3 protein-coding genes and 1 pseudogene are annotated in these 3,072 nt (G+C 61.3%); all 4 read left to right on the plus strand.

Going from position 1 to position 3,072, the window contains the following annotated elements; translation table 11 throughout:
• Positions 1-388: 388 nt before the first annotated feature.
• Positions 389-643: pseudogene (locus RXV88_RS23355) on the plus strand (IS6 family transposase); the annotation flags it as partial.
• A gap of 92 nt (positions 644-735) precedes the next feature.
• Positions 736-858, plus strand: coding sequence for a hypothetical protein (locus RXV88_RS23360; RefSeq protein WP_316296125.1), 123 nt, complete (start codon positions 736-738; stop codon positions 856-858).
• A 13-nt stretch (positions 859-871) separates the two neighbouring features.
• Positions 872-1,375, plus strand: coding sequence for an Lrp/AsnC family transcriptional regulator (locus RXV88_RS23365; protein ID WP_316296127.1), 504 nt, complete (start codon positions 872-874; stop codon positions 1,373-1,375).
• Between the two features lie 138 nt (positions 1,376-1,513).
• Positions 1,514-2,653, plus strand: a complete 1,140-nt coding sequence (locus tag RXV88_RS23370) for a glycine cleavage T C-terminal barrel domain-containing protein (RefSeq protein ID WP_410468858.1) — start codon at positions 1,514-1,516, stop codon at positions 2,651-2,653.
• Positions 2,654-3,072: the final 419 nt, after the last annotated feature.

Below are 3,072 nucleotides of genomic sequence, written 5' to 3' on the forward strand. Positions count from 1 at the left end.
ACCGCTGCCCCAAGGTCTTCCTGTCGACAATCGCTCTCGCCGCAACCGTCATCTACTGGTTATGAATCCTGACCCTAGGCCGCGTAGCCTGTCTTCACCCACCTAATGGAGACAACAGACAATGACATTTTGTGCGATCCGCCTGCCATTCTTCACATCTCTTCCCTGGGCCACAGCGCCACGGGACACGGTAGAATCCGTGGATCGCGCAGGCCTGCGTCGTGAGTATATCGAGAGGTTGCTGTCCTCTGGCGCCTGTATCGGCGAATACGATGCGCAAGCGTTGATGGGACTGTTTCCTAAAGACTTTTGAAAGCCCGTGTTGTCAGAAGGATTCCGGTTGAAAGGGGCAGGGCGGCCTCTTGGCGCCGGAACATGATCTAACCTGATCGGTGCAGGCACGGGGCAGGAAACGGGTCGCTGGCGCAACAATCGGGCGGAAAACGCACACTTGCCATTCCGACGAAGGGAGTGGCCGATGCTCCGGCTCCGGCTCCGGCGAATGCGAAGTCTTCAGAAATTCGCCGCCGTCCTCGCCTCCGTTTCGAACCACTTCGACCCGGAACGCGGCCTCTTCAGCACCTCAATCTTCACGGCCAACCGCGCCGCTCTTGCCGAGTGGCGCGGTCTCTGCGCAGCATAAGCGACAGCGATCCTGCCCTTGCATCGACGGGTTCGAATCCCTCTGGCAGCACCCGCTCGCGGTATTCCAGCTTTGACCGAATGCGACCTGCAATGCTGACGCTCCTGAAGGAGCGCGGGTCGCAAATTGCCCTAAAATCTGATCTCGATCGCTTAAAATATCGCTCTGTCGCCAATGGTGATGTCCGAAACCGCCTGCCGCCCGCCAAGACGTGAAAGTGACGAAACGGTGAAGAAACTGGTCCTCGATGCCACCGACATCCGCATCCTGAGCGCCGTGCAGAGCCACGGGCAGCTGAGCAAGACCAAACTGTCCGAGATCGTCAATATCTCGGCCACGCCGTGCTGGGCGCGGCTCGACCGGCTGAAGGCGGCGGGGTATATCCGAAGCTATCACGCCGAGATCGCGCTCGACCGGCTCTGTGACTTCACGCAGGTGACGGTGACCGTGTCCCTGACCCATCATCGCAAGGCCGATTTCGACCGCTTCGAGGCATGGGTCGACACGCATGACGAGATCGTCGAATGCATCGCGACCGGCGGTGGCGTGGACTATGTGATTAAGGCGGTCTGCCCCTCGATGGCGGCGTTCCAGAACCTGATGCAGGACATGCGCGAAAGCGAACTGGGGGTCGATCGCTACATGACCTACATCGCAACCCGCGTGGTCAAGGCGGGGCGGCCGAACGTCGCGAAACTGGTCGGCACGATGCCGCGCGACCGAACGGGCTGACCGGGGCCCAAAAAACAGCCCGAACGGACCTCGGGACGCCCGCTTTTTGGACCGCAACGACAGCCGTTCCTCGTCTAAAGAGCATTACTGTCAACCGTTATCGGGGCTACACCCCGGCGACATCAAAAGGCGCACATCATGCACGCAGACGAATTCGGCTTCGGCACGCAGATCCGGAAATCCCCCTATTTCGATGCCACCGTGCGGTGGGGCGCCAAGGGCTTTTCGGTCTACAACCACATGTACATCCCGCGCGATTTCGGCGATCCGGAACAGAATTTCTGGAACCTCGTGAATGATGCGATCCTCTGTGACGTGTCCGTGGAGCGGCAGGTCGAGATCACCGGACCGGATGCCGCCAAATTCGTCCAGATGCTGACGCCGCGCGACCTGTCGAAGATGGCCGTCGGCCAGTGCAAGTACATTCTGATCACCAACGCGCAGGGCGGTATTCTCAACGATCCGATCCTCCTGCGGCTTGCCGAGAACCACTTCTGGATATCGCTGGCCGACAGCGACATCCTGCTCTGGGCGCAAGGCGTCGCGGTGCATTCCGGGATGGATGTTCACATCGTCGAACCCGACGTTTCGCCCCTGCAGCTGCAGGGGCCGCGGTCGGGCGAGCTGATGCGCGCGCTCTTCGGCGACAGCATCCTGGACCTGAAATATTACTGGCTGCGCGAACTCGATCTCGACGGCATTCCGCTGGTCGTCTCGCGCACCGGCTGGTCGAGCGAGCTGGGCTACGAAATCTATCTTCGCGACGGCAGCATGGGTGACGCGCTGTGGGAACGGATCATGGCGGCCGGTCTGGAATTCGGCCTGAAGCCCGGCCACACCTCGTCGATCCGCCGGATCGAGGGCGGTATGCTGTCTTATCACGCCGATGCGGATATCAACACCAACCCGTTCGAGCTGGGCCTCGACCGGCTGTGCAACCTGGATATGGAGGCCGACTTTATTGGCAAGTCCGCGCTCAAGCGCATCCGGGACGAAGGCGTCACGCGCAAACAGGTCGGGCTGATCATCGACGCTGACCCGCTGAAAGGGCCGAACACCACCTTCTGGCAAATCAACGCCGGCGGTTGCGAAGTGGGCAAGGTGACCTCTGCCGTCTACTCGCCCCGGCTTGAGCGCAACATCGCGCTGGCCATGGTCGCGGTCGAGCATGCCCATATCGGCATGCAGGTCGAGGTCGTCCTGCCCTCGGGCCCGACGGTGGCGATGGTCGCGGAACGCCCCTTCTTCGACCCCAAGAAATCGCTGGCCGCGGCATAGGACATCGCGGCTCTTGTCACCGACCTGCGCTGGCAACGGGGCGCCTCAGCCCTTGAGGCACCCGCTTTGACATAGAGGTGGATGCCGCCCCTGACTGGGGCGGCAAGAGGGCTTGGGAATGTCATCGCGGGCGTCGAGCAGAGCGACTGACCCAACGGTCAGTCAAAGCAAAGAATGTTCAGCCGAGACGAGGATGGCTGCCAGCCAAAGCAGCAGGCGGCGCGGCCCGGATGTTTCGCCCGGTCGGGCATGGCGACGTGCTTGATCGTCGTGAGAACCCTCCGTTTTGCTATATAACGTGGGAACGCGAAACACGCAGTCCGACGGAGGCCCAGGTAGCTGGATTAGGGTCAGGACTCATTCACATTTCATAGCCAGAACATGACGGTTGCGGCTAACGCGATGGCTGAGAGGAAGGC

This window comes from Aestuariicoccus sp. MJ-SS9, from assembly GCF_032586235.1.
Lineage (GTDB): Bacteria > Pseudomonadota > Alphaproteobacteria > Rhodobacterales > Rhodobacteraceae > Aestuariicoccus.